Origin of the sequence: Actinoplanes sp. NPDC020271, from assembly GCF_044388125.1 — a bacterium.
GTDB lineage: Bacteria > Actinomycetota > Actinomycetes > Mycobacteriales > Micromonosporaceae > Actinoplanes.
The window spans coordinates 123,291-149,403 of sequence record NZ_JBIRWQ010000016.1 but is presented as its reverse complement, the minus strand read 5'-3'; the positions used below and the strand labels follow the sequence as shown (position 1 = coordinate 149,403).

General features: G+C 72.4%; 25 protein-coding genes. 11 read left to right on the top strand and 14 right to left on the bottom strand.

The features are described 5' to 3' along the window. The first annotated feature begins 51 nt into the window (after window positions 1–51). From ACH442_RS30420 to tuf, 3 genes are all read left to right on the top strand, one after another. Window positions 52–741, top strand: coding sequence for a TetR/AcrR family transcriptional regulator (locus ACH442_RS30420; RefSeq protein ID WP_396341550.1), 690 nt, complete (start codon window positions 52–54; stop codon window positions 739–741). 182 nt (window positions 742–923) lie between these two features. Then, a complete protein-coding gene (locus ACH442_RS30415; RefSeq protein ID WP_396341549.1) occupies window positions 924–1,403 on the top strand; it encodes a MauE/DoxX family redox-associated membrane protein in 480 nt (159 codons plus the stop codon). Between the two features lie 257 nt (window positions 1,404–1,660). Continuing rightward, window positions 1,661–2,851: an elongation factor Tu gene (gene tuf / locus ACH442_RS30410; protein ID WP_396341548.1), complete on the top strand. Its 1,191-nt coding sequence runs from the start codon at window positions 1,661–1,663 to the stop codon at window positions 2,849–2,851. Window positions 2,852–2,898: 47 nt separating this feature from the next. Here tuf and ACH442_RS30405 read toward each other — a convergent pair whose 3' ends face one another. Next, window positions 2,899–5,118: a heavy metal translocating P-type ATPase gene (locus tag ACH442_RS30405; RefSeq protein WP_396341547.1), complete on the bottom strand. Its 2,220-nt coding sequence runs from the start codon at window positions 5,116–5,118 to the stop codon at window positions 2,899–2,901. Window positions 5,119–5,127: 9 nt separating this feature from the next. Further along, window positions 5,128–6,003, bottom strand: coding sequence for a hypothetical protein (locus ACH442_RS30400; RefSeq protein ID WP_396341546.1), 876 nt, complete (start codon window positions 6,001–6,003; stop codon window positions 5,128–5,130). Window positions 6,004–6,048: 45 nt separating this feature from the next. Between ACH442_RS30400 and ACH442_RS30395 the strand changes: the two genes are divergently transcribed. The 4 genes from ACH442_RS30395 (at window position 6,049) to ACH442_RS30380 (ending at window position 9,312) form a co-directional block, all read left to right on the top strand. After that, complete coding sequence (locus ACH442_RS30395; protein WP_396341545.1) at window positions 6,049–6,603, top strand: YciI family protein; 555 nt, start codon at window positions 6,049–6,051, stop codon at window positions 6,601–6,603. Window positions 6,604–6,726: 123 nt separating this feature from the next. Further along, entirely contained in the window at window positions 6,727–6,996 is a 270-nt protein-coding gene (locus ACH442_RS30390) for a hypothetical protein (protein ID WP_396341544.1), read from the top strand. Between the two features lie 220 nt (window positions 6,997–7,216). Next, the gene (locus ACH442_RS30385; protein WP_396341543.1) at window positions 7,217–7,843 is read left to right on the top strand and encodes a GntR family transcriptional regulator; all 627 of its coding nucleotides are present in this window, start codon (window positions 7,217–7,219) and stop codon (window positions 7,841–7,843) included. Between the two features lie 59 nt (window positions 7,844–7,902). Further along, window positions 7,903–9,312: a DUF4407 domain-containing protein gene (locus ACH442_RS30380; protein WP_396341542.1), complete on the top strand. Its 1,410-nt coding sequence runs from the start codon at window positions 7,903–7,905 to the stop codon at window positions 9,310–9,312. 72 nt (window positions 9,313–9,384) lie between these two features. On the opposite strand, the gene ACH442_RS30375 is transcribed toward ACH442_RS30380, so the two are convergent. The 7 genes from ACH442_RS30375 to ACH442_RS30345 form a co-directional block, all read right to left on the bottom strand. Continuing rightward, window positions 9,385–11,019 carry a hypothetical protein gene (locus ACH442_RS30375; protein ID WP_396341541.1) on the bottom strand — a complete coding sequence of 545 codons (1,635 nt, stop codon included), beginning with the start codon at window positions 11,017–11,019 and terminating at the stop codon, window positions 9,385–9,387. Between the two features lie 52 nt (window positions 11,020–11,071). Further along, complete coding sequence (locus ACH442_RS30370) at window positions 11,072–12,841, bottom strand: hypothetical protein (protein WP_396341540.1); 1,770 nt, start codon at window positions 12,839–12,841, stop codon at window positions 11,072–11,074. Then, the gene (locus ACH442_RS30365) at window positions 12,838–13,128 is read right to left on the bottom strand and encodes a hypothetical protein (RefSeq protein WP_396341539.1); all 291 of its coding nucleotides are present in this window, start codon (window positions 13,126–13,128) and stop codon (window positions 12,838–12,840) included. The genes ACH442_RS30370 and ACH442_RS30365 overlap by 4 nt, the downstream gene beginning before the upstream one ends. Before the next feature lie 2 nt (window positions 13,129–13,130). Then, window positions 13,131–14,522 carry a hypothetical protein gene (locus ACH442_RS30360; protein ID WP_396341538.1) on the bottom strand — a complete coding sequence of 464 codons (1,392 nt, stop codon included), beginning with the start codon at window positions 14,520–14,522 and terminating at the stop codon, window positions 13,131–13,133. Further along, entirely contained in the window at window positions 14,515–15,201 is a 687-nt protein-coding gene (locus ACH442_RS30355; protein WP_396341537.1) for a hypothetical protein, read from the bottom strand. The genes ACH442_RS30360 and ACH442_RS30355 overlap by 8 nt, the downstream gene beginning before the upstream one ends. A gap of 76 nt (window positions 15,202–15,277) precedes the next feature. Then, window positions 15,278–18,130, bottom strand: coding sequence for an FtsW/RodA/SpoVE family cell cycle protein (locus ACH442_RS30350; RefSeq protein WP_396341536.1), 2,853 nt, complete (start codon window positions 18,128–18,130; stop codon window positions 15,278–15,280). 159 nt (window positions 18,131–18,289) lie between these two features. Continuing rightward, window positions 18,290–18,538: a PrpF domain-containing protein gene (locus ACH442_RS30345; RefSeq protein WP_396341617.1), complete on the bottom strand. Its 249-nt coding sequence runs from the start codon at window positions 18,536–18,538 to the stop codon at window positions 18,290–18,292. A 211-nt stretch (window positions 18,539–18,749) separates the two neighbouring features. On the opposite strand from ACH442_RS30345, the gene ACH442_RS30340 reads away from it, so the two are divergent. Then, window positions 18,750–19,733 carry an arabinan endo-1,5-alpha-L-arabinosidase gene (locus ACH442_RS30340; protein WP_396341535.1) on the top strand — a complete coding sequence of 328 codons (984 nt, stop codon included), beginning with the start codon at window positions 18,750–18,752 and terminating at the stop codon, window positions 19,731–19,733. 84 nt (window positions 19,734–19,817) lie between these two features. Here ACH442_RS30340 and ACH442_RS30335 read toward each other — a convergent pair whose 3' ends face one another. From ACH442_RS30335 to ACH442_RS30325, 3 genes are read right to left on the bottom strand one after another with little or no spacing between them, the layout of a single operon-like run. Beyond that, window positions 19,818–20,867, bottom strand: coding sequence for an amidoligase family protein (locus ACH442_RS30335; protein WP_396341534.1), 1,050 nt, complete (start codon window positions 20,865–20,867; stop codon window positions 19,818–19,820). Next, window positions 20,864–21,655 carry a hypothetical protein gene (locus ACH442_RS30330; RefSeq protein WP_396341533.1) on the bottom strand — a complete coding sequence of 264 codons (792 nt, stop codon included), beginning with the start codon at window positions 21,653–21,655 and terminating at the stop codon, window positions 20,864–20,866. Before ACH442_RS30330 ends, ACH442_RS30335 begins: the two co-directional genes overlap by 4 nt. Next, window positions 21,652–22,167 (bottom strand): SigE family RNA polymerase sigma factor, encoded by a 516-nt coding sequence (locus ACH442_RS30325; RefSeq protein ID WP_396341532.1) that lies wholly within the window; start codon window positions 22,165–22,167, stop codon window positions 21,652–21,654. Before ACH442_RS30325 ends, ACH442_RS30330 begins: the two co-directional genes overlap by 4 nt. Window positions 22,168–22,273: 106 nt before the next feature. Here ACH442_RS30325 and ACH442_RS30320 point away from each other — a divergent pair, with 106 nt between their 5' ends. The 3 genes from ACH442_RS30320 to ACH442_RS30310 are packed head-to-tail and all read left to right on the top strand — an operon-like array spanning window position 22,274 to window position 24,083. Beyond that, window positions 22,274–22,606: a PadR family transcriptional regulator gene (locus tag ACH442_RS30320; protein WP_396341531.1), complete on the top strand. Its 333-nt coding sequence runs from the start codon at window positions 22,274–22,276 to the stop codon at window positions 22,604–22,606. Further along, window positions 22,603–23,412: an ATP-binding cassette domain-containing protein gene (locus ACH442_RS30315; RefSeq protein WP_396341530.1), complete on the top strand. Its 810-nt coding sequence runs from the start codon at window positions 22,603–22,605 to the stop codon at window positions 23,410–23,412. The genes ACH442_RS30320 and ACH442_RS30315 overlap by 4 nt, the downstream gene beginning before the upstream one ends. After that, a complete protein-coding gene (locus tag ACH442_RS30310) occupies window positions 23,409–24,083 on the top strand; it encodes a hypothetical protein (RefSeq protein WP_396341529.1) in 675 nt (224 codons plus the stop codon). Before ACH442_RS30315 ends, ACH442_RS30310 begins: the two co-directional genes overlap by 4 nt. Before the next feature lie 402 nt (window positions 24,084–24,485). Here ACH442_RS30310 and ACH442_RS30305 read toward each other — a convergent pair whose 3' ends face one another. Beyond that, complete coding sequence (locus tag ACH442_RS30305) at window positions 24,486–24,869, bottom strand: spore germination protein GerW family protein (protein ID WP_396341528.1); 384 nt, start codon at window positions 24,867–24,869, stop codon at window positions 24,486–24,488. 136 nt (window positions 24,870–25,005) lie between these two features. Next, entirely contained in the window at window positions 25,006–25,992 is a 987-nt protein-coding gene (locus ACH442_RS30300; protein ID WP_396341527.1) for a LacI family DNA-binding transcriptional regulator, read from the bottom strand. Window positions 25,993–26,113: the final 121 nt, after the last annotated feature.

Here is a 26,113-nt window from a genome sequence, read left to right as displayed (position 1 = left end):
GACGCCCGTTGCTGGCCGCCCGGCCGCCGCCCGGATGCGTAGACTGGCCGGGTGACGACCGGCCCCGACTCCGGTCCCGGTCGGCGTCGCGGCCCGCGTACCGATCTGGACGTCCGCGCCCGGCTGGTGGCGGTGGCCGAGCGGATGTTCGGGGAGCAGGGCCTGGACCCGGTGTCCGCCCGAGCCGTGGCCCGTGAAGCGGGCGTGGCGCCGGGGGCACTCGCGTACCACTTCCCCGCAGGCAAGCCTGCCCTGGTCGCCGCGGTTGTCGACCGCCGGATGGCTCTCGTCGGCGAGGACATGTCCCGCCGGCTTCGCGCACTGCTGGATCGGGATGGTGAGGTCACGCCCCGGGAACTGGTCGAGGCGGTGCTGATGCCGGCCGTCGCCCTGATCCAGGCCGACCCTGAGGGTGGCCTGCGTTGGATGCGCATCATCGCCCGGCTGCAGTTGGCGGAGGATCCTTCCTGGGTTGCGGCGGTCAGCGGTGGGCCGAAGTTGGACGAACTGCTCGCCGCGGTGTCGGCCCGGGTACTGCCGGACCGTGATCGGCACGAGGTGGTCGGCCGGGTCGGCATCGCGGTCTTCTCCGTTCTCGCCCTGCTGGTGAGTCCTGAGCAGGTCGGCGGGGTGCGCGGAGTTCCTGGCGCCGGTCTCGACCCGGGTTTCGTCGAGCGACTGGCCGATTTCGCCGCCGCCGGCATCGAGGGCGGCCGGGCAAGGACCGAGAGCCAGGTCTAGGCCGCGCTCCGCTTTCGCCGCCGCCGGCATCGAGGGCGGCCGGGCGAGGACCGAGAGCCAGGTCTAGGTCGCGCTCCGCTTTCGCCGCCGCCGGCATCGAGGGCGGCCGGGCAAGGACCGAGAGCCAGGTCTAGGTCGCGCTCCGAGCGGAGCCGTCGACGACCGTCTGATAATTTGAACACGTGACCAAATTCCTCGAGGCTGCCCGCTCGGCCTCCGGGCGGCGCGAGCGCTGGTTCGCGGCCGCCCTGCGGGTGTCCGCCGGGCTGATGCTGCTCCTCGCGGGCATCACCCACCTGACCGTCGCGCGGACCGAGTTCCAGGCGCAGGTGCCGTCGTGGTTTCCCGCCGACCCCGACGTCGTGGTGCTGGTCTCCGGAGTGCTGGAGATCCTCATCGGCGGTGCCGTCGTCGTGCTGCGCCGCTGGCGGGCACTGACCGGGCTGGTCATGACGGCGTTCCTCGTCGCGGTCTTCCCGGGCAACATCGCCCAGTACCTCGACCACGTCGACGGTTTCGGCCTCGACACCGACCGGGCACGCCTGGTGCGCCTGATCGTCGAGCCGCTGCTGTGGGCCTGGGCGTTCGTCCCGTCGAATGCGTGGCGTCTGGTCCTGCAATGGGCCCGGCCCACGTCTGTCGGCGAGAGGCATCAGCCCTGACGCTGTGCCGGTAATTCGGTCGCCCGGTCCCGTGGCGGAGGCTACGGTGCTGTTCATGTTCACGCCCGGTCTGCAGCTGCCCCTCACGGTGGCTCCCGTGTGCGTGTTTCCCGGCGTCGATTCGCGAGTCTGACCCGTCCCCACCGGCAGCAGAACCCGGGGACGGGTCGGCTCGTCGTGCGCGGTTCTGGCGCGTGCCGGTTGGCATCGGCGCGCGTACCACCCGTTGCCTCGCATCCAGTGAGGAATGAAGATCAATGGCCAAGAGCCAGTTCGTGCGTACGAAGCCCCACCTCAACATCGGCACGATGGGTCACGTCGACCACGGCAAGACGACGCTGACCGCCGCGATCACGAAGGTTCTCGCCGAGCGCGACCCGGTCGCCAACCGGTACGTCGCGTTCGAGGGGATCGACCGTGCGCCGGAGGAGGCCGCCCGCGGGATCACCATCACGATCGCGCACGTCGAGTACGAGACCGCCACCCGCCACTACGCCCACGTCGACATGCCCGGTCACGCCGACTACGTCAAGAACATGATCACCGGCGCGGCGCAGGTGGACGGCGCGATCCTGGTCGTCTCCGCGCAGGACGGGTCGATGCCGCAGACCCGCGAGCACGTGCTGCTCGCACAGCGGGTCGGCGTGCCGTACCTGGTGGTGGCTCTGAACAAGAGCGACATGGTCGACGACCCGGAGCTGCTCGACCTGGTCGAGCTCGAGGTCCGTGAGCTGCTGTCCGCCTACGGTTTCCCCGGTGACGAGGTGCCGGTGGTCCGGGTCAGCGCGCTCAAGGCCCTCGAGGGCGACCCGCGCTGGGTGTCGTCGGTCGTCGAGCTGCTCGACGCGGTCGACGCCTACGTGCCGATCCCGCCGCGCGAGCTGGGGGAGCCGTTCCTGATGCCGATCGAGAACGTCCTGTCGATCAGCGGCCGGGGCACGGTCGTCACCGGCAAGGTCGAGCGCGGCGAGCTGCGGGCCGGCGAGCCGGTCGAGATCGTCGGCCTCGGTCCCACGCTGGCCGGCGTCGCGACCGGGCTGGAGACGTTCGGCAAGGTGCTGGAGTCGGCGCAGGCCGGCGACAACGCGGCCGTGCTCCTGCGCGGGATCAAGCGTGACCAGGTCGAGCGTGGCCAGGTGCTCGCGGCGCCGGGATCGGTTCGCCCGCACACGATTTTCCAGGCTCGGATGTACGCGTTGACGGCCGCCGAAGGGGGCCGGCACACGCCTTTCGAGACGCACTACCGTCCGCAGTTCTACTTCCACACGACGGACGTGTCCGGTGGGATGGACCTGGGTGACCGCGACCTGGTCATGCCCGGCGACACTCTCGACGCCGTCACCGTCCACCTGGGCAAGCCGGTGGCGCTGGAGGTGGGTCTGGGCTTCGCGGTCCGCGAGGGCAACCGCACGGTAGCCGCCGGAACGGTGACCGCCGTCCTGGACTGACCCGGTGAGGGGTGTGCAAGCACCCCTCACCCCACGGCGGCTGGGCATCAAGGGTGTGTCGGGCCGGCGGTCAGGATCAGGCGGTCGGCGGTGGAGGTGAAGTTGCGCAGCCGCAGGCTGTTGGCGACCACGAACACCGACGAGAACGCCATCGCGCCCCCCGCGATCATCGGGTTGAGCAGGCCCGCCGCCGCCAGCGGCAACGCCGCCACGTTGTAGGCGAACGCCCAGAACAGGTTGCTCTTGATGATCCGCAGGGTGCGGCGCGACAGCCGGATCGCGTCCACCGCCACGGTCAGGTCGCCCCGGACCAGGGTCAGGTCGGACGCCTCGATCGCCACGTCCGTGCCGGTCCCCATGGCCAGCCCCAGGTCAGCCTGGGCGAGCGCGGCAGCGTCGTTCACCCCGTCGCCGGCCATCGCCACGACCCTGCCGGATTTCTGCAGACGTTCGACGACGGCCACCTTGCCGGCCGGCAGCACCTCGGCGATCACCTCGTCGATGCCGACCTCGGCCGCGACCGCCTGGGCCGCCCGATTGTTGTCCCCGGTCAGCAGGATCGGAGTCAATCCGAGTTTGCGCAGGCCGGCTACCGCGACACGGCTGGTCGGCTTGACCGTGTCGGCGACCGCGAGCACGCCCCGGGCCACCCCGTCCCAGCCGGCGACGACCGCTGTCCGGCCGGCCGACTCCTCCTCCGCGGCGGCGGACGCCACCTCGGGCGGGACGGTCCAGCCCTCCCGTTCCAGCAGCGCGGCCCGGCCGACGATGACGTCCTTCCCGGCGACTTCACCTCGTACGCCGAATCCCGCCATGCTGGTGAAAGAGCGGACCGGAAGCGAATCAGCGGCCGTGGTGGCGATCGCCGTGGCGATCGGGTGTTCCGAGCCGGACTCGACGGCGGCGGCCAGCCGGAGCAGCTCGTCGGGGTCCTGGCCGGGGGCGGGACGGACGGCGGCCAGCGACATCCGGCCGGTGGTGACCGTGCCGGTCTTGTCCAGGATGATCGTGTCGACCCGGCGGGTCTGCTCCAGTGCCTCCGGACCTTTGATCAGGATGCCGAGCTGGGCGCCCCGGCCGGTGCCGACCAGCAGCGCGGTCGGCGTGGCCAGGCCCAGCGCGCACGGGCAGGCGATGATCAGCACCGCGACCGCGGCGGTGAACGCCGGCGTCCAGCCCGCGCCGGTGCCGGACCACCAGCCCAGCGTGGCCACCGCCAGCGCGATCACGACCGGGACGAAGACGCCGGAGATGCGGTCGGCGAGCCGCTGGACGCCGGCCTTGCCGGCCTGGGCCTGCTCGACCAGGCGGGCCATCTGCGCGAGCTGGGTGTCCGCGCCGACGCGGGTGGCCCGGACGATCAGGCGGCCACCGGCGTTGACCGTGCCACCGACGACGGTGACGCCGGGCGCGACCTCGACCGGGACGCTCTCGCCGGTCAGCATCGACGCGTCGACCGCGGACGTGCCCTCCTCGACCACGCCGTCGGTGGCGATCTTCTCGCCGGGGCGGACCACGAACCGGTCGCCGGTGGCGAGGTTCGCGATCGGGATGCGGACCTCGTGGGCCTCGCGCAGCACGGCGACGTCTTTCGCGCCCATCTCCAGCAGCGCGCGCAGGGCCGACCCGGCGCGCCGTTTCGCCCGGGCCTCGAAGTAGCGCCCGGCCAGCAGGAACGTGGTGACCCCGGCGGCCGCCTCGAGGTAGATGTGGCCGGCGCCGTCGGTGCGTCCGATGTCGAACCGGAACGGGTGCGTCATGCCGGGCTCGCCGGCCGTGCCGAGGAACAGCGCCCACAGCGACCAGCCGAACGCGGCGAGCGTGCCGAGCGAGACCAGCGTGTCCATGGTGGCCGCGCCGTGCCGCAGGTTGACCCAGGCCGCGCGGTGGAACGGCCGGCCGCCGTAGACGACGACCGGCGCGGCCAGCGTCAGCGACAGCCACTGCCAGTGGTCGAACTGCCAGGCCGGGACCATGGCCAGCAGGATCACCGGGACGCTGAGCACGGCCGAGATGATCAGCCGATCGCGCAGCGGATCCGACTCTTCCTGCGGTTTTTCGGCCTTCTTCTCCGCCGCCGTGTAGCCGGTCTTCTCCACCGTGGCGATCAGGTCGGCGGTGCTCACCCCATCGACAGCGTTGATGGTGGCTTTCTCCGTGGCGTAGTTGACCGACGCGCTGACCCCGTCCATCCGGTTCAGCTTCTTCTCGATCCGTGAGGCGCAGGACGCGCAGGTCATGCCCCCGATTTCGAGTTCGACAATCATCGCTGATCCTCAGTTGTGGGTGTGGCCGGCGCCGGTCGTGGCGGTGAACTCGGCGAGATGCACCCGGCCGTCGTGCTTGAACTCCAGGAAGAGCCGGTACGCCCCGGTGGCCGGCACGGACGCGTCGACCGTCACGTCCGGCCCGGCGGTCGCGCCCTCCTGCGGGTGCAGGTGCAGGTAGGCGAGGTCGCCCTGGTGCAGCGCGACCAGGTGGCCGAACGACCCGAGATAGGGCTCCAGCGTCACCGGCTGACCGTTTCTGCTCACCGAGACGGTCATCCACGAGTCGGTGCCGGCCTGCGGCTCGCCGGCGCGGGTCACCGTGTACCCGTCGACGGTCGTCGCCCACGCCGGTTGCGGCAGGAGCCGCGGCTGGTAGTCACCGGGGGCGTCGAGGTCGGCGCCGAGCACCAGTTCCTCCGCCCGGGCGCGGGGCGTGAAGTCGGCGAACGCCCGGTAGGCCCCCGGCTCGGCGATCGTCAGCGGGACCGACCACGTGCCGTCGGCGGCGCGGACCGGGTGCAGATGCTGATAACCGGCCATGTCGCGACGGACCACGATCAGGTGCAGCTCGGTCCCGTGCTCCTCGGTGAACTGCGTGACCGCGCGCCCGTCCGGCCCGACGATCCGGAACGCGAACGTCTGCGCCGAACCGGCCGTCAGCCGCGTGGTCAGCGGACTCAGCGTGTAGCCGGCCCGGGTGATCTGCAGCCCCTCGGCGGGCACCGCGCTCGCCTCGTGCCCGGAGTGCTCGTCCATGGCCGGGTGCGCCGGGGCCGGAGCCGGTTTCGCGTCCGGCCCGAAGGCGCGCCCGGCCCCTGCCGCGCCGGCGAAAACCACGATCAATCCCAGCGCGTACGTCATGAGCCGCACCGAAGTCCTCATACCTTCACCATACACATACCCCTAGGGGGTACCAAGGAGCCCGATATGATCCGCCGCGTGGAGTTCCTCTGTTACCACCGTGACCGCGCCGGCTCCGGCGACCTGCGACTCGCGTTGCGCGAGCAGCACTGGGCCTACATGGACCGCTTCGCCGATCGCATGATCGCCCGCGGCCCCACCTTCGACGGCGAGACGCTCACCGGCAGCCTGCACATACTCGACCTGCCGGACCCGGCGGCCGCCCGTGCCTTCGCCTTCGAGGAACCCGGCTACCAAGCCGGCGCCTACCGCGACGTGCTGATCCGCCGCTGGGAGAACCGCCTGGGCCGGACGATGTGGGACTTTCCCGCCGGTCGTGCGGGCGGGCCGTACTTCCTGGTGCTCGGCCTGGGCGAAGGTCCCGCGGCCGACCTGGCACCGGGCGCGGGGGAGTGGCTGATCGCCCAGGGCCCGCTGCTCTCCGACGACGGGTCGCAGTGGCTCGGGACCGCCGCCCTGGTCCACGCCGACTCGCCGGCGCGGGCTCGACGCGTACTCACCGCTGACCGTTACGCCGCGGTCGAGGTCCACGCGTGGGCTTTCGGTGGTCGTCCCGCGTGAGGGGCATTCCTCAAGCTATAGCGCGATGTGGCCGGAAATATTATGGCCGAAGACACCTGATGTTGCCGCCGCTGCCGGCGCATGCTGCTCGTAGAGCACGTTGGTTGCGAAGGAGGCGACGTCATGTTGCTGGAGAAGAGCCCTTCCGCCCGGCCCCGGGGAAACGTCCCGCAGGCCCCGCCGGCGTTCGCGGCGAGCCGGACGTACCCGCCGATGGTCTGGTCGCACCCCGGCCTGGGCCGGTCCCTGGCCGAGGGTCTCGGCGGCATCGGGCGGGCCATGGGCGCGGCCGTCCTGGTCGTCGCGGCGCTGATCAGCGCCGGGATGGTGATCGCGCTCGTGCTGACGACCGTCGTCCGGATCTTCGGCATCGACGCCTCCTCCGGCTACTGAGGAAGGGCGCCGGGTCGCACTCTCCCGGGGGGCCCAGGGCTGCGCGTCACCGGATGGTGCTTTCGTTTGCATGATTGTCAACAATCGGTTCTGCCCATCTGGCGAGCATGTGTCGTCGCACTGCTCGCCGTCATGGTGATTGTTGACAATTCGGGTCAGAGGCTACGGTTGCCGGGGCGCGGTACCGTACCGGTCCGGTACGCATCCAGACGGGGGACTGATGACCAGCGCGCGCGACGCCCTGCGCGAGGCGATCCTGACCGGCGCCTACCTGCCCGGCGAGCGGCTGGTCGAGGCTCAGCTCATCGAGCGGTTCGGCGCCGGCCGGTTCACCGTCCGGCTCGCCCTGCAGGACCTGGCGGCCGAGGGCCTGGTGGAGATCCAGCGCAACCGCGGCGCCGTGGTCCGCAAGATCAGTCTCGCCGAGACCATCGAGATCACCCAGGTCCGCATGGTCCTGGAAGGCCTGGTCGCCGCGCGCGCCGCCGAGCGGGTCACCACCGCCCAGGCCGCCGAGCTGGACGAGATCGGCCTGCTGATGCGGCGCGCGGTGGAGACCGGCGAGCACCGCCGCTACAGCGACCTGAACCGGCGGCTGCACACGCTGATCCGGACGATCGCCGGGCACGGCACCGCCGACCGGCTGATCGACACGCTCAAGGCCCAGCAGGCCCGCCACCAGGTCATGCTCGCCCTGGTGCCGGGCCGACCGCAGCAGTCCCTGCCGCAGCACGAGGCGGTCATCGCGGCGGTCCGGTCGCGCGACCCGAAGGCCGCCGAGCTGGCGATGCGGGACCACATCGCGAGCGTGATCGAGGTCCTGGAGGGTCTCGACGACACCTGTTGAGCGCTCTGCCATCACATCGGGGGATTTCCGGCGATCTGCGTATCACCGATGCTCGTGGGGTGGCGCGTCTTCTGATCTGGCTCTCCGGTGCCGACGTCGACACCCTGGAGCGCAGCCCGCGGGAGCGGCGCAAGTTCTCCGGCCTCGGCGGTGTCGTGCTGACCACCGCGTGCATGGCCGCCATCTCGTCGGCGTTCGCGCTGCACAACGGGGCCCGGGCCCCGCTCTGGGCGGCGATCCCGGTGGCGCTGCTCTGGGGCCTGGCGATCGCGAACCTGGACCGCTGGCTCGTGGCCGCCGCGTCGCGCCGGGAACGCTGGTGGCAGAACCTGTTCACGCTGCTCCCTCGGTTGCTGCTGGCCCTGGTGATCGGCGCGGTGGTCTCCACGCCGCTGGTGCTGTGGATCTTCCAGCGCGAGATCCAGGCCCAGCTCACCGTCGACCAGCAGGCCGACCGCAACCGGTTCGAGGCGGCGCTGAGCGCGGACACCCGGTTCGCGCCGATCCCGGATCTGGCGGCCGAGGTCGTCCGGCTGCAGCGGGTCGCGGCCGGCGCCGAGATCGACGACGTGGTCGGTAAGGACCCCGCGGTCGTCCAGGCGAAGGCCGACTTCGATCAGATCGACAGGAAGTGGGCGCAGGCCGAGGCGGACGCCCTCTGCGAGTTCGACGGCAGTTGCGGGTCGAAACGCAAGGGCGGCGGTCCGGCCTATCAGAAGAAGCTGCAGTACGCCCGGGACCTGCGCATCCAGCGTGACGGCGCAGCAGCGAGACTGGACACGGCCAAGAACACGGCCTTGGACCGGCAGAAGAAAGCGAGCACCGGGCAGCAGGCCGACGCGCGCGGCGACCTGCCCGCCAAGCAGGCCGAGCTGGCCCGGCTCACACAACTCCGGGCCGCCGAGCAGGACCGCTACCTGGTCGACAGCCGCAACGACCGGGGGCTGCTGGCGCAGATCGAGGCGCTCAGCGAGATCACCGGCCGCAACGAGACGCTGAAGACCGCCTACCTGACGCTGCTGCTGTTCATCACCGCCGTGGAGGTCCTGCCGGTGCTGACGAAGTTCCTGCTCAACGTGGGCCCGGCGACCGCTTACGACCAGATCCTGGCCTCCGCCGAGAAGGCCGACGTGGAGCTCGCCAAGAGCACGCTGCAGGTCGAGCGGGAGCACCGGGAGAAGGAGTTCGCCGAACGCTCCGAGCGGGAGGCGACCATCGGCGCCGAGCTGCGCGACAAGGAACTGCGCCGCTGGCGCGCCGGTGAACTGCGGCGGCTCAGCGGTCCACCGGCCGCGGCACCGTCCCGGCGGCGGTCGCGGCCCGGGCCGGTGCCGACGGCCGGCTACAGCGACTGGCCGGACGACGAACTCGGCGGCCGGACCACGGTGGGCGGGCCGGGCCCCGCCCCGGCCGGCGGCGCGGACACCGACGACACCGACAGCATGGGCTGGCGTTTCCGCCAGGACTAGGTGTGATGTCCAGCTAGGCCGCGTTTCGCCATTCGACCGCGCCTCGCACTCGGCCGAACGACGAAACGCGGCCTAGCGGGGCGAGACGGCGGTCGGCGGTGGCGTCGGCTTGGCGTCGTCGGTGCGGCCCGGCGCCAGGATCAGGATGACGATCATCGCGGCCAGGGTCACCACCGCGATCGCCGCGATCATGAGCGTGTTCTTCCGGCTCCAGCCGCCGGCGTCGGCCGTGACGGGCGGTTCCGACGCCCGGTTGACCAGGATCCGCAACTCGGCGGCGGCCTTGCGGTCGGTGCCGGTCAGAGTCCGGATCAGGTCCTCGCTCGTCTCCACCGGCAGCGGCGGCACCTCCTCCATGATCACCCGCATCAGCTCGGCCGGACGCCGTACGTGCAGCAACTCCTCCCGGGCCGCCGCCGTCACCCGGTGATGCCGCCGCAGCTCCCCGACGATCACCTGGGTCCGGATCGGGAACAGTTCCGGCGCGTCCGGCACGAGCAGCCCGGCCGCCAGCAGCCAGTCCCGGGCCGCGACGAGATCCATTGGCGTCTTCCACGGCCGCCGCGTCTGCCACCACCGCAGCGCGTGCCCGGCCCGCTCCTCCGGCCGGTACGCCTGCCGGAACAGTTCCGCCAGCCGCCGCAACCAGTCCGCCTCCCCGGGGTCCCGGCCGGTCGGCAGCCCGAGCGGGTTCTCCTCGGTCCGGTCCTGGGCCTGGATCAGCCCGGCGAGCAGCTCATGTTCCAGCACCGGCTCGATCCGGATGGTCAGCAGGATCCGCCGGGCCTGGGCCGGCTGGTCCCGCCCGATCCGGCGCACCTTGTCGCGGTGATTCCGGGCCAGTTCCTCGCGTCCGTGCCGGGTGTCGAGCATGTCCAGCGCCTCCTCCTGACGCACCGGCGGCGCCGAGCCGGTGCCCTGGCGGACCAGTTCCAGCAGGCTCAGGTCGCCGCGGCGCCGTCCCGGGTGCGGCCGGCCCTGAGCGGCCCGGTCGACGAGCTGTTCGAAGCTCTTCTCCGCGGCCGGGTCGGCGAGGTACTCGGCGACCTGCCGCCCGGTGACCGCCCCACCGGCGAACGTCTGCCGCACGGCCCGCCCGAGGTCCGGCTCCCACTCGTGGAAGTCGGCCGGCCAGCGTCCGGCGACCACCCGCGGGCTGCCCGCGCCCGGTGGCTGGAGCAGGCACGTGGACCAGGACCACCGCCGCGCCTCGGCCTCGGGGACGATGCTCAGCGCGCGGCGGATCACCCAGGCGGCGTCGGCGGGCGGCCGGCCGATCGGGATGATCCGCTGCCCGAGCAGCACCCCGCCGAGCACCACGTTCAGGATCCCGGTCGGCGGTTCCTCCGCGGGCGGTGCGGCCGGCTCGGCGACCTGCTCGACGCCGCACTTCCAGCTCTCGTAGGCGTCCATCCCGGGCGGGGCGAACCCGAACCGGCAGGCGCCGGCCACCCCGAACGGCCCGCGCCGCCCCTGGACCACGAAACACCAGGTCCGGGCGTTGCCGACGACCACCCTCCGCAGCGTCCAGACCGGATGTTCCCCGGTGCGCCGCAGCCCTTCCGGCGGCTGGCTCAGGTCGTCGTGCAGCAGCGCCTCGGCGGCGGCCCAGTACTCGGGCGGGATCTCCTCGCCGTCGCGGTGCTGCGGGCTGAAGCCGGTCCCGCTGACGTCGGCCCACTCGACACGAATCAGCCGGGGGTTCACCGGCGTGTCCCCTCAGAAAAACGCTCCCCGGCGTGACCCTCGGAAAAAACGGTCATCGGCGCGCCCTCTCCAGAATGGCCAGCAGCAACTGGGTCAGCCCGGCGGCCCGTTCGTTGATCGGCGGAAAACAGTCGTCCGGGTCGCGCGGCCGCAGCTGTTCGTCGTTCTTGGCGACCGGCACCGTGGTCAGCGGCGAGCAGAGGAAGTACCGCATGGTCAGCCACGCCTCCTGGTGCATGCTGTTGAGCGCGTCCCGCTGCCCGAGCGCGAACGCGAGGCCGCACCCGACCGTCGACATCGCCAGGTCCCGCAGCAGCAGGTGCCCGTCGCTGCCGGGCCGGCGGGCCGAGTCGAGGTGCTCGTCGAGCGACGGGATCCGCAGCGACTGCGGGTGCTCGGCGATGCTGCCGGCCGGGATGTTCACCTTGGTCTCGGCGCCGTCGTGGACCAGGTTCCAGAACTCGGTGTCGTCCGAGTAGTGCCGGATCAGCCCGGCCGCGATCTGCTCGACCCGGCGACGGCGCCCTTCCTCCGGCGCGTGCCGCGCGCCGAGCAGGTAACCGAGCAGCTGCCCGGCCCCGGCGTCCGGGGTGGCGCGCCCGGCCGCCCAGCGGTTGAGGGTGAAACCCAGGTAGGTCGCCGCACCGGCCAGCACGTCGCCGGACGGGCCCAGCCCGGTCAGCCCGCAACCGCGGCGCAGCGCCTCCCGGATCAGGTCGCACTTGCTGATCGTGACCAGCATCTGCAGCGGGCGGCCCTCGGCGTCGGCGAGCGGGCCGTCGATCACGGTGATCTTCTCGCCGATCCGGTTCTGGATCGCCTCCCGGTTGACCCGGACCGTGTCGGCGCTGGCCTTGTCCACGGTGCCCGGCCGCAGGTTGCCGCCGAGCTGCAGCGACTCGTCCAGGTCGGGGTCGGCCACCAGCCGCATCCAGCGGCGCGAGCTGTACGCCACCGCCGGGTCCAGCACCCACACCAGCGCGTCGAAGGACCGCAGCATCCGCAGCTCACGCCGGTTGACGCCGTCCTCGGTGAACAGCTCGCCGGGCAGGTCGGCGATCCCGGTCCAGGTGCGGTGGCCGCCGCTGTCGGTGCGCAGGACCAGGGGCTGCCGGAAGCCCTTGCCCCAGTTGTCGGCGCGCCGCCCGCCGTCGAGCACCACCTTGCGGACCATCGCCTGGATCGCGGTGAGCGCCCGCGGGAACCGCCGCTGCATGATTCCGAACGGGTAGGCGGCGCTCTCCGTGCCGCTCGGGTGGATCGCGGTGCCGTCCTTGCGCGTCATGTCGTACCGGTCGGTCCAGGTCCGGGTCGGCAGCTTCTCCAGCGGGCTCAGTTCGCGCGCGCGGATCCGGGCCGGGTCGCGCTCGGCATGCCACGAGCCGCGCATGTCCAGGTTCTGATGCAGGGTCCGGATCAGCAGGTACGTCTTTCCGCCGGCCGGCGACCCCACGGTTGCCACCACGTTGAAGTCGTCGACCCGCTGGCGTACGTCCCGATGCCGTTGCGTCCCGCCGAGGAACGCGGGTGTCGCGTCGGGGAAGATGTGCCCGTCCCCGCAGAGCAGGTAGACGTAGTCGACCGAGTGCGGGTTGAACGGCGGGTCGGTCGACTCGGCCGGCGGATAGTTCCCGGCCAGCATGGTGACCCGCCAGCCGGCCGGCCCCGGCCCACCGGAGTCGTCGACTTCGAGGCGGAACGACGGCGACTGCGTGAACCGGCCGGTGGCGTCGTCGATCCGCGGTTCGGTGTCGCCCAGCGCGGAGCCGCAGACCGGGCAGTGCGTGCCGAACCGGCCGGCCACGTCGTCGCCGGCGCTCACGACAGCGCCCGGATGGTCAGGAACGTGAGCACCGCGCCGAGGCCACCCAGCACCACCCCGGTGGCCGTGCCCCACCGGCGGCCCTCCCGGGCGGCGACCGCGAGGTAGCCGGCGACCGCGGCCCGTACCTCGGTCAGCTCGTCGTCCTCCGGAGCCTCCGGGCCGGCGTCCAGCCACCGGCCGAACTTGTGCTGGTACGGCGCGAACGTGTCCTCCGGGTGCCCGCACCGCTGGGCGACGCGGTCGCGCAGCACGGCCCGGAGCCGCGGCATCAGGTCGGCGAGCACGACTACCGCCCGACCACGAACGCGCCGAGCGCGACCACCGCCGCGGCCCCGGTCAGCCCGGCACCCCAGCCCCACGCGGCGAGCCGGAACTGGCGGTTCGCGGCGGCTTGCGCGCCCTGCGCGATCGCCGAATAGGCCAGCCGTACGCGTTGGTTGCGCCCGGCCGGATGAGCTCGCGCGGCGACGCGCACGCGCTCCACGTCCGCGTCGCTGACCAGCCACGACGCGGTTGGCGCGGGCCGGGCGACGGTCCGTGCCGGGTCCTCGCAGCGCGCCTCGGCCGCCCGCAGCCGGTCCAGCCAGGCGGCCGCCCACGGTTCCGGGTGCTCCAGCGCGATCTGCCCGTTCGGCCCGGTCCCGAACGGCTCGGCCAGCACGTCGCGCAGCGGCTGCCAGCGTTCGTGCGGCCAGAGCGCGGCGAGCGCCCGGGCCACCCGATCGCCGTGGTCGGCGATCCGGCCGCCCTCGCGGTCCTCCGGGTCCTCGGCGAGCAGCACCCGGTCGACCCATTCGCGGCCGGCGAGCGCACTGAGCACCACGGTCAGGAACCCGAACCGGTCCTGGGCGTAGAGCAGGCCGGGGGAGAGGCCGTCGTCACGGCCGCGGATCCCGCGGTACGTGTACCGCGGCGACGACCGCACCCGCCGCGGCGGTGGGTCGGCCCGCGTCGCCGCGTCCGTGTCGATCAGCACGTAGTCGGTCCGGCCGTCGTACGTGCAGCGGCACACGTTGTCCGGCTTGATGTCGCAGTGCACCCAGCCGTGCGCGTGCAGTTGGTCCAGCCCGGCCGCGAGCGTGGTGAACGCCTCCAGGTGCTCGGTGGCCGGGTGCGCGTTGGTGTCCTCCCAGCTCAGCTCGTCGATCCGGGGCGAGACGGCGAAGAGCAGTTCCTCGGGGCGAGCGGCGTCGCCGAGCCAGTCCGGCAGGTGCTGGCGCAGCCGGGTCAGGATGTCGTCCTCGGGCACGCCCAGCCGCGTCTCGACCACGCCCTCGACCTTGTCCAGCCCGCCGTCGCCGCGCACCACCTGCACCGGGACGACCGCCCAGGGCGGTTCGATCGCCTGCCGGCGCCGCGGCGCGGGCAGGTAGCTGTTGACCCGGCGCAGCGCGGCCGCCTGCCGGTGCAGGTGCCCGCGCAGGGCGTCGGCGTCGACCCCGTTCGCGCAGCGGTAGATCTTGACGTGCCAGTGCCGCCAGCCGTCGCACTCGTTCTCGGCGGTGGTGAAGACGACCTGTGTGTCGATCATGGCCGACGGTCCGGCCGGCCCGCCCTGGGTGACGACGAAGCCGGCCCGTTTCGGCTGCCAGGCGCCGGGCGGGGCGACCGTCAGCCGGGCGTGCCGCGACAAGCCGTCGATGTCGATCGTGAGTGGACGGGGATCGGTGTCAGGCATGGTTTCCCTCCCAGTCGACGCGGTAACGCAGCACCGTGACCTGGTCCTGGTCGTGGTAGTGGATCTCGCCGGCGGACGCGGCGCCGACCGGTCCGCCCGGGTGCAGGTCGACGCCGTCGACCCGGATCCGGTAGCGCGGGCGCTGACCGGAACGCCCGAAGTCGAGCCGCCCCCGGTGGTTGCGGACCAGCAGCAGGGGACCGCGCGGCAGCCAGGCCGCCCAGGACGGCAGCGGGAGCTGACCCGGGCCGGGCTGACGGCCGACGGCGAGCCAGCCGGCGGCGGCGCCGATCCGGCACGGCCAGACGAAACTCCGGTCGTAGCGCAGCGTCAGCACGGCGACCGCCCCGGCCTCGTGCTCCTCCGTGACGTCGTCGACCCCGGAGGCCGCGCAAGGACCGGGACCCGTGGAACGGAAGCCGAAGCGGTGGCCCGGGGACTCCAGGCTGGGGCGGACCGGGAACTCGATCGACTGCACCTCGGCGCCCGGCAGCAGGTTCCGCACGTGATCCTGCGCGGCCAGGTGGATCCACCGCACGGTCTCCGGCGACAACGTGCGCACGGTCGTGACGGTCACCCGCACCCGCAGCCCCCGGCTGTCCCGCCCGGACGCGGTGAGCAGGTTGCAGTAGGTCTCGACCGCCTCCCGGAACGCGTGCCGCACCGCCCGCTCGCTCATCGCGGCGCCTCCGCTGCGCTCCGGCGCCGCGATGAGGTGACGACTGTGCTCATGGATTCGCTCGCAAGCTCGCTCATCACCGACCGGCCTCCCGGTCCCGCAGCACGTCGAGGACCCGGCCGATGCGCGCGCCGGCCACGGTCCCGTCCGTGGTCCGCACCACCACCGCGAACGCGGCCGTCCCGGCCTCGTCCCAGCCGGCCGCCCAGTGCGTGCCGCCGCTCGCGCCGGTGAACAGCCGCAGCCCGTCCCTCCTCACGAACGACGCCTGCAACGCCTGCGCGACGGCGGGGGAGAGGACGGTCTCGGCCGGCCGCCCCGGTACCGGCTCGGTGGCCCCGGTCGCCGGCCAGGTGACGCTCTCCACCAAGCGCGGGTGCACGCCCTGACCGTTCCTGCACACCGCGCCGGCGAGGACGGCGACCGTCAGTGGCGTGCCCTGGTCCGGGCACGACCCGGCGCTGCCGGCCAGCACCGGGACCGTCCACCGGTCCGGGCCGCCGCAGTCGGCCAGCAGCCCGGGCGCGGCCTGCCGCAGCAGATCCGCGACCGGCCCGAACGGGTGGACCGGTTCGCTGCCCGGCGGGTCCGGCCGGGTGTACGACCAGCGCCAGCACCCGAACTGCATCGCCGGGTCGGGGGAGCGGCGCTCGCACGACCGGTCCGCGGCCGCGTCGTCGACCGAAGGGCCGGGCTCACGACGTACGTAATAACGGTGTTGATCGGCGAATTTCTCCGCCGCACCCGCGTCCACCGGGGATTCCTCGTCCAGCATCGGCCCGGAGGCGCTCGCCCGGATCCGTCCGCCGGCCGGGTCGAGGGCGACGACGGCGGCCGGCTCGGGACCCGTCATGGTCGCGGCCAGCGCGTGCTGCAGTCCCGGGTCGAGGGTCAGCGCGAGCCCGCCGTCGACCCGATCGCGCTCCGCCGGCAGCAGCCGACGGCGCAGGCCCGCGCCCGCGGAGAACGCGACGACCTCGGGATATGTCCGCTCCAGCAGGGTGGTCACCCCGCGCAGGTCGTCGCCGTCCAGGTCGCCGTGGCGATCCGGTCGCCAGCGATGGGCCGGGCGGTCCAGGATCAGGCGGCCGCTGCCGGGGAAGGTGAGCGCGACGCGGGTCCGGGCCGGTGCGATCCGGTCGGTCGAGCAGACGCGCGGGTCCGGTCTCGGGCTCTGCAGGCCGTCCGGGTCGGCGGGCCGGGCCGGGCAGGGCGGCCGCCGCTGGGAGTAGACGCGCAGACCGGCCGGCGAGGAGTACGGCACGAGCGTCAGCACCGCCACGATCCCGCTGAGCATCCCGGCCGTCAGGGTCGTGCTCACCACCCGCCGCGGTGCCGTGGTGACCGGGATCGATCGGCGCGCGCCGGCCAGCACGATCACGATCCCGATCAGCAGTGCGAGCGTCGACTGGCCGCCGCGGGAGAGCAGCGGCGCCGGGATTCCGGTGTGCGGCACCACGTTCGCCGTGGTGGCCAGCACGAACAGGTACTGACCGGCGATCATCGCGCCCAGCCCGGCCGCGAACAGCCGAGCCACCGGCTCGTGCTCGGCCGCCCGCACCAGCCCGGCCGCGAGGATCAGCACGACCGCACCCGCGGCGATCACGACCAGGCCGCCGAGCTTGTTCCAGATCACCGCGAGTACGAAATCGGTCGGCCCGGCGGAAACCGCGGCGGACGCCCGGTCGGCGATGCCGCGCCCCCACAACCCGCCGTCGGCGGTGGCCGCGACAGCGCCCGCGACCTGGGACTCCTCGCTCTCCGCGTCGGCGGCGAGCGAGCGCAGGCACGGCACCCGGCCGTCCGGGGCGTGCACCCGCGGCGCCTCGATCACCAGGCACGGGGCGTCCCAGCGGTAGCGCCACGGGTTGCTCCAGACGCGGCCCCGCTCGCCCACGTAGTCGGTGGCGAGCAGCGTCACCGCCCCGCCGATCAGCACCACCGCAACGCCGATGAACAGCCGATACGCCAGCACCAGATCCGGCCCCGCCACGGCTGTTCCCGATCTCCGGAACCACCTCCGAGTGCCGGCCCGCCGTTTCCGGCCGGCTCCGAGCGCTGTTCTCGGTGTCCGGAACCACCTCTGAGCGCCGGCCGGATCCGCGGCCCGGTCCCGGTCGAGGTTGTGGCGGGTCGCGGACCACGTGACGCCCATCGTGATCAGCGCGGCCGGCACGATCGTCCCGAAGTCCCGCCGCAGCCCGCTGGCCACCGCGACCAGCCCGAACAACCCGATCGGCACCAGCAGGAACCGGCTCGCGCGGTAGCTCGCGACCAGCGCCGGCCGGCGCAGCATCCCGCCGGAGGCCTGCCGGATCCGGCGCAGTGACCGGAGCAGGTGCACGTCGTGGAACCGGTAGCCGTCCCGGGCGACCAGCATCGCGAGCGCCCCGCAGAGCAGCAGCTTGCCGTATTCCGGCGTGGCGATCGGCCCGAACGTCAGCGACGCCCGCCCCGCGCCGGTGACCAGCGGCAGCAGAAAGGGAATCGTGACGACCGCCGTGATCCAGGCCGGCCGCCGGCCCTCGAAAAGGCGAATACGATTCCGGAAATTGACCGCGGCAATGGCGATCAGCAACCCCAGGATCGGTTCGATCAGAACCGGCCACGCGGTACGGAGATCGTCCGTCCCGGTCGCCTCCCGGAACGACTCGAGCGGATCGCGCGCCACCACCAGTCGCACCGCGAGCGACAGCCCGAGGTGCAGCAGCAGCGTCCCGGTGACGAGCACGGCCAGTACCGGCCCGCGGATCGACACCCCGTCGTCGCACCGGGTCAGCCGCCGCCCCAGGTGCCCGAGTCCCAGCGCCGCGGCGGCCACCGCCGGCGCCCACAGTGCGTAGGCCGCCCCGGCCAGGAAGAACGGTGCCGCGACGAGCAGGTGCGGTACCCAGAGGAAAAGGCCGTCGCGCCGGTGCAGGGCCGGCACGCGCAGCCGCGGCCGGAAGAGCAGGCCGCTCGCGGCGACGGCGGCCCACGCGAGACCGGCGAGGACGAGAAGCCCGTCGCGGGCCGGCCCGGCCAGCAGATCCAGGATGAGGAGCCCGTTGTTCTTCAGGCCTTGAGGATATCGGCGGAAAATGCTCGGTTAACGCTCGCGAGTGACCGCCGATCGGCTATTGTTGCGCAATTTCGCAAAGAGCGGTTCCCGCGAATATATATCGCACGGCTGTTCCGCGCTGACGACCGGCTTGTCCACCTGGACCTGCAGGAACAGGTAGTCGACGTCAGCCCGCGAGTGCTCCGGGCGGCTCACGTCGGCGACCCTGCTGGTCAGGAGGTGCCCGCCGCCGATCCCGTCGATCTGCCGCGGATCCGGCGAGCCCATGATCGCCAGCAGCCGGTCCCAGCGGGCGGAACAATTGTTGACAATCCTGTGGGTGATCTGGAAGACCTGATGCCGGCGGCGCCGTCGTGATCATTTCCGTCCCGGAGCCGGGCGAGGCCGGGAACCTGATCGCCGCTCTTCCCTGATCTTCCGGGCAACCTTTCGCGCCCGGCGGCACACCTTCCGGTTACATCCCCAACCCCGGAAGGTGTTGCCCCCGATGAGATCCCGCTTCCGCAAGGCGCTGCTCGCCGGCGTCACCGGCATCGTCGCGATCGCGGCCAGCGTGTACGGCCTGACGATGGCCGACGCCGCCACCTACCCGAATCCGGGCCTGGTCACCGGCTCGACCACCGCGCACGACCCGGCGATCGTCAAGCGGCCAGGCGGCGGATATCTGCTGGCCACGACCGGTGACGGCATCACGCTGAAGACGTCGTCGGACCGGACCGCGTTCGCCGACGCCGGGAAGGCCTTCCCGAACGGGACGCCGTGGGCCGACGCGTACACCGGTGGCAGCGCGAACCTGTGGGCGCCGGACATCTCCTACCACGGCGGGAAATACCTCATGTATTACGCCGCGTCGACGTTCGGCTCCAGCAAGTCGGCGATCTTCATGGCCCAGTCGACCACCGGCGCGGCCGGCACCTGGACCAACTCCGGCAAGGTGATCGAGTCGACGGCGACCAGCGGCTGGAACGCCATCGACCCGAACCTGACCGTCACGCCGTCCGGCGAGTGGTACCTGAGCTTCGGTTCGTTCTGGACCGGCATCAAGATGGTCAGACTCGACCCGTCCACGGGCAAGCGGGCCGACAGCACGATCACGAACATCGCCGAGCGGTTCGTGAACAGCAAGTCGGTGGAAGCGCCGTACATCTTCTACCGCAACGGCTACTACTACCTGTTCATGGCGTTCGACCTGTGCTGCAAGGGTGCGTCCAGCACGTACCGCACGGTGGTGGCGCGGTCGACGTCGATCACCGGGCCGTACCAGGACCGGGCCGGCACGCTGACCACCGCGGGCGGTGGCACCGAGATCCTGGCGTCGCACGACGCGATCCACGGCCCCGGGCACCCGGCCGTCTTCACCGACACCGATGCCGACGTGCTGGTCTACCACTACTACACGGCGGCCGGCGACGCGAAGCTCGGCCTGAACCTGCTCGCCTGGAGCTCGACGGGCTGGCCGGCCGTCCGCTGATACACCCGGCGCGCCCGGTCCCACCCGGCCGGGCGCGCCGGTCTACCCGACGCCGGCCGCCGACGCCGACCTGACACGACGCGGTCACGAGCGGGCGGCGAGGGCCTCCGCGGCCAGTTCCAGCAGCCCGTCCACGTCGTCCCCGGCCGGGATCGGCTCCGGGTCCAGGCAGCGGTCGAGCAGCAGCTCCACCAGCGCGGCCTGGTCGACGATCGGCCCGGCCGTGATGGCGCCCGGCAGGATCCGGATCTCCACCGTGTCCCGCACCGGCGTGTCCGTCAGCAGCTGCGTCAGGTTCACGTCGAAGTACTTGGTCAGCTCACCTTCCGTCGCCGCCGCGCGCAGATCGGCGTACGAGGGAACGCCTCGAACCGCCTCCACCAGCGGCCCGGGCAGAGGAGCGAGCCTGCGGCAGGCCGGGTTGGTGCGCAGCACCGCCCGCAGGGGTTCGCGCCAGTAGGCGAAGAGCCGCACGAGGTTGGCCAGCGCGTGCGGCGCCCGGAACGGCCCGCCGTCCACGTGCAGGTGCACCGCCGCCTCGTGGGGAACCGTGAACCCCAGCTCGCGCGCCGGCACCAGCAGTTCTTCCAGGGCGGCGAAGTGGTCCCCGGTCAGTGGCGGCGTCACGATCTCGCAGGGCCGTTCCCGTTCCCCGCCGAGCGGCGAGGCGAGCGCGATCGTCGCGTCCGCGGCGTCGTCGAGACGGTAGAAGTTCCCGTGCCGCTGCACCGCTCTGCCCCACAGTTCGGCTGCCCCGTCCAGCGCGGACCCGATCGTCCCGCCGGGGTCGCTGTGCCGCGCGAGCAGCCGCAGCAGCCGCGAGTCGTCGGTCAGCACCCGGAACCAACCGGGGATCGGCGGCGCCTTCGGGTCGAGGCCGGCCGTCAGCGTGATGTCGTCGACCAGGGTGCAGAGCTGCGTCCCGTCCGGGCGCAGCACCTCGAACCCCTGGGTCAGGTGCAGGAACCGCCCGAGGCCGGGGACCAGGGACGGCTCGCTGTCGTGGTGCCACACCGGCCGGACACTGCCCCCGCAGCGTCCGGCCAGGTCCATGGCGAGGGTGCGCCGGCTGACCCCGGGCGGGGCCATCAGCTCGATCTCGAAGCCGGTGCGCCGGCGCAACCTCGAGGTCACGGCTTGATCGGCAGGGGCTGGCCCGCGAGGATCCTCTTGCCGCCCGCGACCTTCGCGTCGTACGCCGACGACAGCTTCCACAGCTTGGCCAGCTCGACCGCGTCGTCGACGTTGTAGCCCGCGTCGAAGAACGCCGACACCTGGGCCTCTTCCTTGGCGTTGGCCACGTTCGCGGGCCTCGGCTTGATCGGCAGCTCCTTGCCGGCCAGCAGCTTCTCCCCGCCGGCGACCTTCGCGTCGTACGGCGACTTCAGCTTCCACAGCTTGGCCAGCTTGACCGCGTCGTCCCAGTCGTAGCCGGCGTCGAAGAACTTGTTCACCGACGCGGGGATGGTCTCCACCGGCTGCGGCTTGATCGGCAGCGTCTCCCCGGCGAGCAGCTTCTGCCCCGCCGCGATCTTGACGCTGGCGATGTTGTAGTCCTGCATGTTCCAGAGCTTGGCCAGTGCCTCCGCGTCGTCGATGGTGTAACCGGCGGCGAAGAACGCGTCGTTCGCGGCCTCGGTCGACGCGGCGCTGGGCGTGGGCGAGGCCGGAGCCGCGGCCACGATCGGCGCCGTGCCGGTGGAGTTGCCCGACGGGTCACCGGGCAGGACGGCCGGCAGGTTGACCACCGCGGCGATCAGGCCGGCGCCCAGCGCGGCACCCCCGGCCACGGTCGCGCCACGACGGCGCCACTTGTGCTTGTTGGACAGTTCGACGACCCGCGCGTACACCTCGGCCGGGTCCGGTGTGTGGGACTCCCGGCTCTCGAAGGCTTGGCGCAGCCGGTCACCGTGGTCGGTCACGACTTCTCCTCGGCAAACTGTAACTGTCGCTCCGACTCCAGCCGGAGCGTTCGGAGTGCCTTCGACGCCTGGCTGCGCACCGTCGCCGGTGAGCAGTTGAGCAGGTCCGCGATGCTGTCGTCGTCCAATTGCTCGTAGTAGCGGAGTACGAGCACGGCACGCTGCTTGCGCCCGAGGGTCGCCAGCCGGTTCCACAGCTCGTCGGATTCGGCGATCCGGTCGGCGTGGTCGTGGACCCCGCCCCGGGCATCGTCGATCTCGACCAGTCGCTCACCGGCGAGGTGCAGATTGCGGGCCGCCCAGGAGCGCCGCCAGGACAGGTACTCGTTGAGCACCATGCGCCGGACATACGCCTCCGGAGAGTCCGCGCCGCTGATCCGTCGCCACTTGACGTGGGCGCGGGCCAGCACCTCCTGCACCACGTCCTGCGCGAGATGACGGTCACCGGTGAGGACGACCGCGTAGCGCAGGAGGCTGGGCAGCCGGGCCATCGCGAATTGCTCGAAGGTCACATCTCCATCGACGCCCGCCGCCCCCATTTCTGTGCACCGCCCTTCTTACTTTATTTTTCTGTTACCGAACTAGTCAGTCTCCCTGCTATGCAGCTAGTCTGACTACATGATGCCCAAGCCGTGGCTGCACGGCTTCCTCGACCTGTGCCTGCTGGCCATGCTCCGCGAGCGGGCCGACTACGGTTACGGCCTCGCTCAGCGCCTGGCCACGGCCGGGGTCGCCGACGTCCCCGGCGGCACCCTCTATCCTGCGCTGCTCCGCCTCGAAGAGCAGGGGCTTGCGGTGCCGACCTGGGCGCCGTCCGAGTCCGGCCCCCGCCGGAAGTACTACGAGATCACCCCGGCCGGGCGAAACGTCCTCGACGAGCAGTCGGCACAGTGGGTCACGTTCCGCGACGGCGTCGACACGCTGCTGGCGCCCGTCAAGGAGGTGCCGTGACCTGGCCCGAGCGGTTCCGGGCCGAACTCGAGAGCCTCGGTGTCCCGCAGGCCCGCGCCCGCCGCCTCGCCGAGGACACCGCGGCCCAGGCCGCCGAGCAGGCCACCGACCCGGCCGGCCTGTTCGGCCCGCCGCACCTCTATGCCCGGCACCTGATCACCGAGCTCGCCGCGCCGGTCGCCGCCCCGCCGCGCTTCCGGCCGGCCGGCCCGGTCCTGCTCAGCCTCTCCGGCGTCGGCAAGCGCTACCGCCGCCGCACGGTGCTGACCGGCATCGACCTGACGGTGCGCGGCGGCGAAGTAGCCGCCGTCGTCGGCGCGAACGGCTGCGGCAAGTCCACCCTGCTGCGCATCTGCGCCGGCCTGACCCGCCCCGACGCGGGGGAGGTCCGCCGCACCCGCCGCGTCGGATACGTCCCGCAGGACGGCGGCACCACCGGCTGGCTCACCGCCGACGAACACTTCACCCTCTTCGGGGCGGCCGCCGGCGTCATCCCGCGCCGCGCCCGCTCCACCGGCGCGCACCTGGCCGCCGCGCTCGCCTGGCGCCCCGAGCCGGCCCAGCGGGCCCAGCAGCTCTCCGGCGGCACCCGGCAGAAACTGAACCTGGTCCTCGGCGAGCTCCACGCCCCCGACCTGCTGCTGCTCGACGAGCCCTATCAGGGGTTCGACCAGGGGACGTACATCGATTTCTGGCGTCAGGTCCACAACTGGCGCGACGCCGGCCGGGCCGTGGTCGTCGTCACCCACCTGCTGCACGACCTGTCGAACGTCGACCACGTCCTCGACCTGGGAGAACCCCGATGACCGCCCTAGTCGTGGCGGGACTCTCGGCCCGCGAGGTCAGTCGCCGCCGCACCGCCGTACTCCTGGTGATCGCCCTGCCCCTCTGGTTCTACCTGGTCCGGCGGGACCTCACCGGCCAGTCCATCCGGATGCTGTCGCTCGGCATCGGCTGGTCGATCTCCACGCTCACCCTCTTCGTGATCAACGCGTCCCGCGGCGTCGACCCGCGCCTGCGCCTCAACGGCGCGTCGGTCATCGGCCTGGTCGGCGGCCGCCTCCTCGCCATGAGCGGCGCCGGCACTCTGCTCGCCCTCGGCTACTGGGCCCTGATCAGCGTCGACCAGACCGTCCCGCACCCGTTCGCGGCCGGCCTGATCATGCTCCTCGCCGCCCTCGTCGCCGCCCCCTTCGGCAGCCTCGTCGGCGCTCTGCTGCCCCGCGAGTTGGAGGGCGCCCTCGCCCTGCTCAGCGTCTGCGCCGTCCAGATGCTCGCCGACCCGGCCGGCCTGGCCGCCAAACTCATGCCGTTCTGGTCCGTCCGGGAGATCGGCACCTACGCCGTCGACGCCACCGACCCCGCCTACCTCTGGCGCGGCCTGGCCCACTTCGCCGTCGTCTGGCTCGTCTGCACCGCCGGCACCCTCGCCGTCTTCGCCCACCGCCTCCGCCTGGCCCACTACCCAGAACCCTGAAGATCACATTCTTCATGTCCCACGTCCGCTGTGGTCGCCCTCCGCCGCTCCCGCGGGGACCCTTCCGGTCCGAGCAGGGGCGCGGGGCGCCCCTGAACGCTCAGACCGGAAGGGCGACCTCCGTGGATGGGCACGGTCAGAGCAACAAACCCGCCCACAACTCCCGCCCCGTCCCCGTCCCCGCCGCAGCCGCCCGTCAACGGGCGCGAGCGGACCGCAGGGTCCCGCCCCGTCGGAGCCCGCGCGGCGGGCAGTCGGTCGCTGTTGCGGCCGCGCCCCCGCTCCCGGCTGGTTCTGACCGTGGCTATGCGGGACGCATAGCCACGGTCAGAACCAGCCGGATCCCGGCGCCGCGTCGCAGGCTTGACCCGACGTCGTGCTCGCGGGCGTTCGAGGCGCGGGTCAGGAGCGGCGGCGCAGATGGCGGCGCAGGACGGAGCGGGCGACCAGAAGAGCCACCACGGCGACGACCTGGCCGCCGATGATGATTTTGTTGACGTCGATCGCCGGTTTCCAGGTGACTTCGCCGTCCTTGAGGATGAAGACGCCCGCGGGTTTCGCGCTCAGTCCGTATCCGGCGCCCGAGCCCTCGCCCTGCGGCGTGGATTCGGCCGATTCGGAGGCGGGGGCCGAGCCGCTGCCACCGCCGCCTCCGCCGCCCGCGCTCACCTTGGCGACCGGCAGCAGGACGATGCCGTCGCGCTCGACCGGTTCGCCGAAGACCCGGCTCACCGCCGCGTTGTCGGTTGCCGCTTTCGCCTTGTCAAGCAGAGTGGTGCTGTCCATCGCTGATCCCCTCTCGCCGGCGTAGAGGATCAGACTGTCAGTTCCGCCCCGGCGGAAGGGTCGGTCAGCCGACACTCGGGTCGCGCAGCTCGGAAGTCGGTCAGTCGCCGCTCGGGTCGCTCAGCCCGGAAGCCGCTCAGCCGGGGCCGGGGTAGGAGGCGGTGCTGCCGCGGACGACCAGGTGTGTCGGCACGAGGTCGGTGCCGGGACCGCCCGGCCCGTCGCTGATCTGTTTCAGCAGGGCTTCCACGCAGCGTCGCCCCACCTCGGCGAAGTCCTGGTGCACGGTGGTCAGCGGCGGTAGGTACGACGACGCGTCGGCGATGTCGTCGAAGCCGACCACGCTGACGTCGGCCGGCACCCGCCGCCCCTGGTCGGTCAGCGCCCGCAGCACGCCGAGCGCCATCTGGTCGTTGGCGACGAAGACCGCGGTGCACGTGGCCGGCAGTGCGAGCCCGGCCCGGTAGCCGCTCTCGGCCGACCAGTCGCCGCGCCCGACCGGGGGCACTTCGCGGCCGGCTTCCTCGAGCACGGTCCGCCAGGCCTGGGCGCGGCGCTCGGCGGAGTACGACTCGGCGGGCCCGGCGATGTGCCACACGGTGGGATGTCCCAGCTCGAGCAGGTGCCGGACGGCCTGCCGGGCCCCGTCGGCCTGGTCGGTGTCGACCACCGGATAACGCTCTCCCGCATCCGAGTCGACGACCACCACGTGCACGCCGGGCGGTAGGGCCGGGGTCGCCGCGTCCAGCAGGTGCACCTCGATGATCACGATGACGCCGTCGACCGCGAGCTCGCCCATCCGGGTGAACGCACCGAGCACATTGTCCTGAGTGGGCGCTCCGACGGGGATGAGCGTGATCGCATAGCCTTCGGCCGCCGCGTGGGTGGCGATGGCTTCGACAGTACGACTGTTGCCCGTCGACGACAGCCCGAAGAGGATCACCCCGAGCGTGTTGAACCGCCCGTACCGCAACGACCGTGCCGCGCTGTTCGGCCGGTAGCCGAGTTCGCGCATGGCGGCGAGCACCTGTTCGCGGGTGGATTCGACCACGCCGGCCTGTCCGTTCGCCACCCGGGAGACGGTCTGGGAGGAGACCCCGGCGAGCTTGGCGACGTCGGCCATCGACACCCGTTGTTTGCGGCGCCCGCCGGGCACATCGGATCCGCCGCGAAGACGCTGTGTTTCGATGGTGTTACTCCTTGACCGGCCTGGTGACGCGTGCCACTATACGGCACACATGTTT

Bases quoted from the DNA above. Each gene is read 5' to 3' on its own strand.
- tuf (WP_396341548.1), top strand. From the start codon at position 1,661: ATGGCCAAGAGCCAGTTCGTGCGTACGAAGCCCCACCTCAACATCGGC.
- ACH442_RS30405 (WP_396341547.1), bottom strand. From the start codon at position 5,118: ATGATTGTCGAACTCGAAATCGGGGGCATGACCTGCGCGTCCTGCGCC.
- ACH442_RS30400 (WP_396341546.1), bottom strand. From the start codon at position 6,003: ATGAGGACTTCGGTGCGGCTCATGACGTACGCGCTGGGATTGATCGTG.
- ACH442_RS30395 (WP_396341545.1), top strand. From the start codon at position 6,049: ATGATCCGCCGCGTGGAGTTCCTCTGTTACCACCGTGACCGCGCCGGC.
- ACH442_RS30390 (WP_396341544.1), top strand. From the start codon at position 6,727: ATGTTGCTGGAGAAGAGCCCTTCCGCCCGGCCCCGGGGAAACGTCCCG.
- ACH442_RS30385 (WP_396341543.1), top strand. From the start codon at position 7,217: ATGACCAGCGCGCGCGACGCCCTGCGCGAGGCGATCCTGACCGGCGCC.
- ACH442_RS30360 (WP_396341538.1), bottom strand. From the start codon at position 14,522: ATGCCTGACACCGATCCCCGTCCACTCACGATCGACATCGACGGCTTG.
- ACH442_RS30355 (WP_396341537.1), bottom strand. From the start codon at position 15,201: ATGAGCGAGCGGGCGGTGCGGCACGCGTTCCGGGAGGCGGTCGAGACC.
- ACH442_RS30340 (WP_396341535.1), top strand. From the start codon at position 18,750: ATGAGATCCCGCTTCCGCAAGGCGCTGCTCGCCGGCGTCACCGGCATC.
- ACH442_RS30320 (WP_396341531.1), top strand. From the start codon at position 22,274: ATGATGCCCAAGCCGTGGCTGCACGGCTTCCTCGACCTGTGCCTGCTG.
- ACH442_RS30310 (WP_396341529.1), top strand. From the start codon at position 23,409: ATGACCGCCCTAGTCGTGGCGGGACTCTCGGCCCGCGAGGTCAGTCGC.
- ACH442_RS30305 (WP_396341528.1), bottom strand. From the start codon at position 24,869: ATGGACAGCACCACTCTGCTTGACAAGGCGAAAGCGGCAACCGACAAC.
- ACH442_RS30300 (WP_396341527.1), bottom strand. From the start codon at position 25,992: ATGGCCGACGTCGCCAAGCTCGCCGGGGTCTCCTCCCAGACCGTCTCC.